This window comes from Fulvivirga aurantia (genome assembly GCF_009711475.1).
In the GTDB taxonomy this organism is placed as follows: Bacteria; Bacteroidota; Bacteroidia; order Cytophagales; family Cyclobacteriaceae; genus Fulvivirga; species Fulvivirga aurantia.
The window spans coordinates 1-7,090 of record NZ_SMMD01000744.1 but is presented as its reverse complement, the minus strand read 5'-3'; the positions used below and the strand labels follow the sequence as shown (position 1 = coordinate 7,090).

At 37.6% G+C, this 7,090-nt stretch carries 3 protein-coding genes; all 3 read left to right on the top strand.

All coding sequences use genetic code 11. The features are described from left to right. Positions 1 to 179: 179 nt before the first annotated feature. Positions 180 to 2,735 (top strand): TonB-dependent receptor, encoded by a 2,556-nt coding sequence (locus E1176_RS08850; RefSeq protein WP_155210249.1) that lies wholly within the window; start codon positions 180 to 182, stop codon positions 2,733 to 2,735. Positions 2,736 to 2,753: 18 nt separating this feature from the next. After that, complete coding sequence (locus E1176_RS08845) at positions 2,754 to 4,571, top strand: hypothetical protein (RefSeq protein WP_155210248.1); 1,818 nt, start codon at positions 2,754 to 2,756, stop codon at positions 4,569 to 4,571. A gap of 69 nt (positions 4,572 to 4,640) precedes the next feature. Continuing rightward, positions 4,641 to 7,090, top strand: a 2,450-nt coding sequence (locus E1176_RS08840; protein WP_222933119.1) for an endonuclease, incomplete at its 3' end; no start/stop codon positions are given.

Genomic DNA, 7,090 nt, shown 5'->3' with positions numbered 1-7,090 from the left:
TGGATATACAAAATCAAAACATAAACCTAGCAAAAGTTCATGTTAAGAATAAGTTAAGATTTACAAGCGGTTTGATAAGATTAAATTAAAAGTAGTTTAAGTGATTGAGTTATAGATATTAAGTAGTTTCGCGGCTGGTAAAAATTAAAAATCATATTTTTTCAACCAAACAACGAATTATGAGTAAAATTTTACAATCAGGATTTTGGCTGGCAATCTTCTTTTGCCTGTCTACATCTTTGGCCACAGCCCAGGAAAGAACGGTGAGTGGTGTAGTGAAGGAGGCCGATAGTGGAGAGCCGCTTGTGGGTGCCAACGTGATCATCGAAGGTACTACAACTGGTACAGTTACCGACCTCAACGGAAACTTTAAGTTATCGGTACCTAGTGGTAACGCAACTTTAGTAGTTTCATTTATTGGATACCAGGAGCAGAGCATTTCTGTAGCAGCTGGCGAATCTGATTTAGGAGATATTTCTTTGGAGACTGCAGCCATTGGTCTTGATGAGATTGAAGTTATAGCTTCAGTTGCAATCGATAGAAAGACTCCAGTAGCAGTTTCTACTATCAAGCAAGCTGAAATCATTGCTACAGCAAGTAACCAGGAATTTCCAGAATTGTTGAAATCTACTCCTGGTGTGTATGCAACCAAGCAAGGTGGTGGATACGGTGACTCTAGAATAAACCTTAGAGGGTTTAACTCAGAAAATGTTGCTGTATTGATCAATGGTGTGCCTGTTAACGACATGGAAAACGGTAGAGTTTACTGGTCAAACTGGGCAGGTCTTACTGACGTAACAAGATCTATGCAAGTACAAAGAGGTCTTGGTGCTTCTAAAGTAGCTGTACCTTCTATTGGTGGAACAATTAACATTCTTACCAAAACAACTGATATCAATAAAGGCGGAACAGTTTTCGCTTCAACTGGTAACAACAACTTCAGCAAAGTTGGTTTCTCTGTTTCAACTGGTCTTTTAGAAAATGACTGGGCGGTAACAATGAGTGCTGCAAAAATTCAGGGAGATGGTTATGTAGAAGGAACACAGTTTGAAGGATATAACTACTTCCTTAATGTTTCTAAAATGTTGAACGACTCACATACCATATCTTTCACTGGTTTTGGAGCACCTCAGCAGCACGGTCAGAGACAAAACAGATTACCAATTCAGACTATAAGAAATGCACCTCAGGATATTAGATATAACCCAGACTGGGGAATTTTAGAAGGAAAAGAGAAGAGTATTGAAGATAACTTCTATCACAAACCACAAATGTCTTTAAACCATTACTGGACAATTAGTAAGAAATCTGAGTTGTCAACAGCTCTTTATGCATCTGTAGGAACAGGTGGTGGTGGTAGAAGCATCGGCTTTTCAACCAACCCAATAACTGGTGACGCACCTCGTACAGGTGATATTTATAGCCCAGTAGATTTAGATGCTCTTGTTGATGAAAACCAAAACTCGGCAGATGGTAGTGCTTTATATGCACTAGGCGCATCAAGAAATGATCACAGATGGTATGGTGCTTTATCTACTTACAGCACAGAGCTGACAGATGAAATAAACTTACTAGGTGGTCTTGATTTAAGATACTATAAAGGCATCCACTTTAGAGAAGTGACTAACCTATTAGGCGCTGACTACTATGTAGATGATAGCGATGTAAATAATCCTAATAATGTTGTTGAAGAAGGCGGTAAATACAGCTACTACAACGATGGGATCGTATTATGGGAAGGTGGATTTTTACAAGGAGAATATACCTCCGGAGACCTTTCTGCCTTTGTTTCATTAGCGGCCTCTAATACTTCTTACAAAAGAGTTGATTACTTCAACTACCTTGATTCTGATCCTTTACAAGAAACTGATTTTGTTAACTTTTTCGGCTATCAGGTAAAAGGTGGTGCTAACTATAATTTGACTAAAAACCATAACATTTTTGGTAATATCGGTTACTTCGAAAAAGCACCAAACTTTGATGCGGTATTCCAAAATTTTGAAAATGACATCAATGAAGACGCTGAGAATCAAAAGATTTTGTCTTTTGAGGCTGGATACGGTTACAGAACAAGAACCTTCAATGCCAATGTAAACCTATACAGAACAAACTGGAAGGATAGAACACTTATTGTAAGTGCCGGACAAGGAGAAGATGAAGTATTTGCGAACGTAACAGGCGTTAATGCACTTCACCAAGGGATAGAGTTTGACTTTGAATGGAGACCAGTAGATGCACTTACTGTAAGAGGTATGGGTTCATTTGGTGACTGGGTATGGCAAAATAACATCACAGATGTTTCTTTGTTAGATGCTAATCAAAATGTAACAGGTACAGTTAACGTATTTATTGCAGACTTAAAGGTTGGTGATGCTGCACAAACAACTGGTGCATTAGGTGTAAGATATGAAGTATTTGATAACCTAAGAATAGGAGCGGATTTTAATTATTACGCAAACAACTACGCTGATTTTGATCCTAATTCTAGAGATAACGAAGACGATAAAGGTGTTCAGTCTTGGCAACTACCTGATTACGGGGTTCTTAATGCCAATCTAAGATACAAATTCAAGATAGGCGAGCTAGATGCTTCTTTATTAGGAAATCTTAATAACGCGCTTAACACAGAATTTATAAGTGATGCCAGAGATGGTGGTGCACATAACGCGCAAGACGCTGAAGTTTATTACGGACAAGGACGTACATGGACTTTGGGTCTAAGAGTTAATTTTTAATATCTGAATAATTAAGTTATGATGACAAATAAAATAAAATATCTATTTGCAGCGCTTTGTATAGTGTTCGCATCGTGTGATCCTGTTGAGGATCTCTACGAAGAGCTAGATGAATCTGCTAGTGAAGCAAATCAAGTTTCATTTGCTTATGAACTGACTGCTTCAGATTATGGTACTATCGCAGCCATGATTAAAGCGGAAGGAACAAACGAAGAAGATACGCTTTTAGCAGAGTTTATTGAAGATAATGAAGCTCTGACAGCAAATGTAAACCCTACTGAGTATATGCCATCTGTGTTAGAAGGCCAGTTTCCTCACTTGGGTAATACAAGCGCTATTCAGGTGAGTTATAAATTATTTCAGGGAGAAGTTTCTGAAAACTCACAGCAATATATTGATGAAGCAATTACTCTAACTCAAGCTGATTACAGTATAGTTGGAGGAGATGCAGAAGAGTTTGGTATATTAACTAGATCACAAACTCCTGGAGATGTACTACCTGTAGTTTTGAAAGATATTATTCAAGAAGAACCAGAAAAAGGTGACATTAAGTTGGTTTATTATGAATACCTAGACACTGCGGATATTCTAACTCCAGTACCGGTTGTAGCTTATAAGACAGTTACAGAAGAGGATACTACTGGATTTACTCAAGTTAATGTCACAATGGGTGCTGATGAATATCAGGTGATAGTAGATTATATTGAAAATACCAGAGGTGTAGAATGGATCGATAGCTACGGTACTTTAGATTTCTACTATGCATCAAATTCTTATTTTAAGAACTTTGACACTCGTATAAGTAAACGAAAGGAATTTGCTGAAGATATGAACGATGACTTATTTGCAGGCTCTGCAAATGAGGAGGAAGATTCAACAAGAATCGCAGAAAGAACTATTGAAGGACTTCAGAAATACCTAGGACTTACTTTCGATAGAGCAACTTCAGAAAACACCGTTTATAATATAGAGTATAAAAATTATAATGGTTCAAATTACTTCATTACAACTTCATTTGTATTAGATGATGAATCAAAAGATGGAGCACCACAACCACGTGGTGAAGAGCAAGCTAGATTCTATACTTACGATGGAAGTAAATGGGCTCAATCAGATGATATTTACTATCTGAATCCTGAAGATTATGCAACTTTAGGTATAACTGGTAGATTTTTAAATTTCAGTGATGATAAATTACCTGAAAACTACCTGCCTACTTACTTGATCACTCTTTACCCATATGCTCAAGAAGGAGATTCTTATAAAATTGCATACAATTACTACAATGGTAATAGCACAGAGACAATTGTTGAAACATTTACAGTAACCGAAGGTCTTTGGGTAGGTAATAGAATTATTGCTAAAGAAGAGCAGTATATAAAGTCTGAAGATCGCTGGAATCTAGACCCAACAATAGTATTTACAATGACTTCTGCAGACTATCAAATCATAGTAGATGCAGTTGCTAAGTCTAATCCGGCTCTATATGATGATGGTTTTGGTACTCAAGAATGGTTATACGGAGCAGGATCGTTCTACTCTAACTTTGACATAAGAGTAAGTAAGAGACAGTCTGGCGATTATGCTCAATCTGAGTATGACGGTCTTACTCAGGAAGAGGCATTACCAGTTCTTCTTAACAAAGCGGCAGAAGGTATAAAAGTTTTACTGCAAGCTAAGTATCCTTCATTACCAGCTCAGGTAAACGGAATTGATGTATTTATTAAAGTTACTTTTGCTACGTATAATGGTAGTGGTAACGATACATATTTAGTAGAGTTCCAGTCAAAAGGAGGAGGTACTTTTGAAATTGTTGAAGGACCAAACAAAAAATAGTTATTAACTATTCTGTAATCTAAAAAGCTACCATAGGTTTCTATGGTAGCTTTTTGTATTTTTTTAATTATGAAAAAACGAATACTATTTTCAATACTACTTTTAGTGAGCCTTCATTCTTTCTCACAAGTTCCTGCAGGGTATTATGATCCGGCAACTGGGCTTACTGGTGAAGAATTAAAGATGGCGCTGCATAAAATAATAAATAACCACACGGTTAAAACTTATAGTGAGGTAAAAGATGCGCTGAGAGCTACTGATGAAGATCCTGCTAATCCTGATAATGTAATACTCATCTATACGGGTAGGTCGATTGACAAATTCGATTTTGCCTCTGACCCTACCAACCCTAGCAATGATGACTTCTGGAATCGTGAACATGTCTGGTCTAAATCACATGGCTTTCCTGATGATGCCGATACAGCTTACACCGACATTCATCATTTAAGACCTTGTGATCAGACAGTAAATAGCTCAAGAAGCAATAAAGATTTCAGCGAATTGCCTCATACGGCAGAATATGAAGAAGGTGAGGCACCTAATACATATACAAATGATGATTACTGGGAACCGAGAGATGAAGTAAAGGGAGATGTAGCACGTATGATGTTTTATATGGCTACAAGATATAATAGTGACGCCTTAGATCTCGAGCTTCGTGATCACATTACCTTTAGCGGACAGCCATTATTTGGAAGGCTTTACAAACTGATAAAGTGGCATGAGAATGATCCGGTGGATCAATTTGAGCGCGATAGGAATGATAAAATTGCTGAATGGCAGAATAACAGAAATCCATTCATTGATCATCCGGAGTTTGTGGGTGAAATCTGGGGAACAACAGCCGAGCCGCAAATTTTAATTGACACAGTAGGGTTTTCAACAGGGTTTGGAGAAGTAGCTGCTGGAGATCAACAAGTGCAGTCATATAAAGTAAATGGCTACAACCTCGATGGAGATGTCACGGTGAGTGCCACTGCTCCTTTTGAATTGTCAACAGATGGCAGCACATGGTCTTCTTCAATCACCTTAAGTAACAACGTATCTGAAGCAGAGCAGGAGTTTGAAGTATTTGTAAAACTTTCTCCTTCTGTGGCTGATGGAAGTACATTCGTGGTCGATATTACTCACACTTCACTCAACACCCCTGATGTAATTTTTGATGTTACAGGCAAAGAAGGCGAAGTTCTTCTTACTATAGAAGATGCTCGTAAAAAACCAATGGATGAAAGAGTAATCGTTACAGGAATAGTTATAGGAGGTGTTAATAACAGTAATAGTAATAGAGTGATCTATGATGGTACGGCAGGTATTGTAGTTAGAGGTTTTGGTGCCGCCAATGAATCTTCACAGTTAGAAATAGGCGACAGTGTGAAGGTCAAAGGAGGTATAGGACAATATAATAATCTGCTTCAGATCTCAGGAGAACCTGTTTATATAAACGTATTGAAGCAAAATGTAGAAATTCCTACGGCTCAAAACCTGGAAATAGATCAAATCAACGAAGATGCTGAGTCAGAGCTAGTGATTATTAATAATGTATGGTTTAACACTACAGGTCAGTTTCAAGGCGGTGGATCAGAAGGTAATTATACAATTACAGATGGAGAGAATACATTTATTTTTAGACTGGGATCAGATACCCATCCTTTAGTAGGTGCTGATATACCAACAGGCATAGTGAATATTACGGGTTATATTGGGCAATTTGGCAGTGATTATCAAATTTCACCAAGGTATATGGAAGATGTGACCAATCAATCAATCATTTCAATTGCTGAAGCCCGTGAAAAACCAATTGGTTCACCAGTTTATGTATCAGGGGTGGTTGTAGATGCCCAAAATAATAGTGTTGATAATCGTATAGTTTATGATGGAACTGCATTCATTGAATTACGAAGTCAATCATCAGATAGCAAATCATCAGATTTGGTACAAGGCGATAGTATTGTTGTTTTTGGTTCAATCAATGAGTACTTAGGACAATTGCAAATTTCAAGTGAGCCTATTAAGCTTACTACAATAAGTAATGTAGATGTTGATCTTAATGCTGAAGAGGTTGAAATAACAGAATTAGGAGAGGCCTTCGAATCTCATTTAGTTACTGTTTCAGATTTAACATTTACTTCTACCGGGGTATTTGAAGCAGGTGTAGAGTATTCTTTAACAGATGGTACCAATGAAGCGTACTTTGAGGTTGGACTGGAAATACACCCATTAAGCGGTAAAGAAATTCCGAGCTCAACTGTAAGTGTAACCGGTTTCCTCAAACAGTCTGGTGATGACTATATAATCATGCCTCGAAGTGATGATGATCTTAAAGTAAGTGCGGTTACTTCATTGGCAGATGTTTATTCTGACAGGGGTGACGAAGTTACATTTTACCCTAACCCAACTCGTGGGGTGATCAAAATTGCTGGTTTTAACAAGTCTAAAAAGATTGCTGTCTATAATCTATTTGGAGAATTAGTCTTTAAGGCAAAGGCTTCGGATCAGATTGATATCTCATCGTTAAGTAC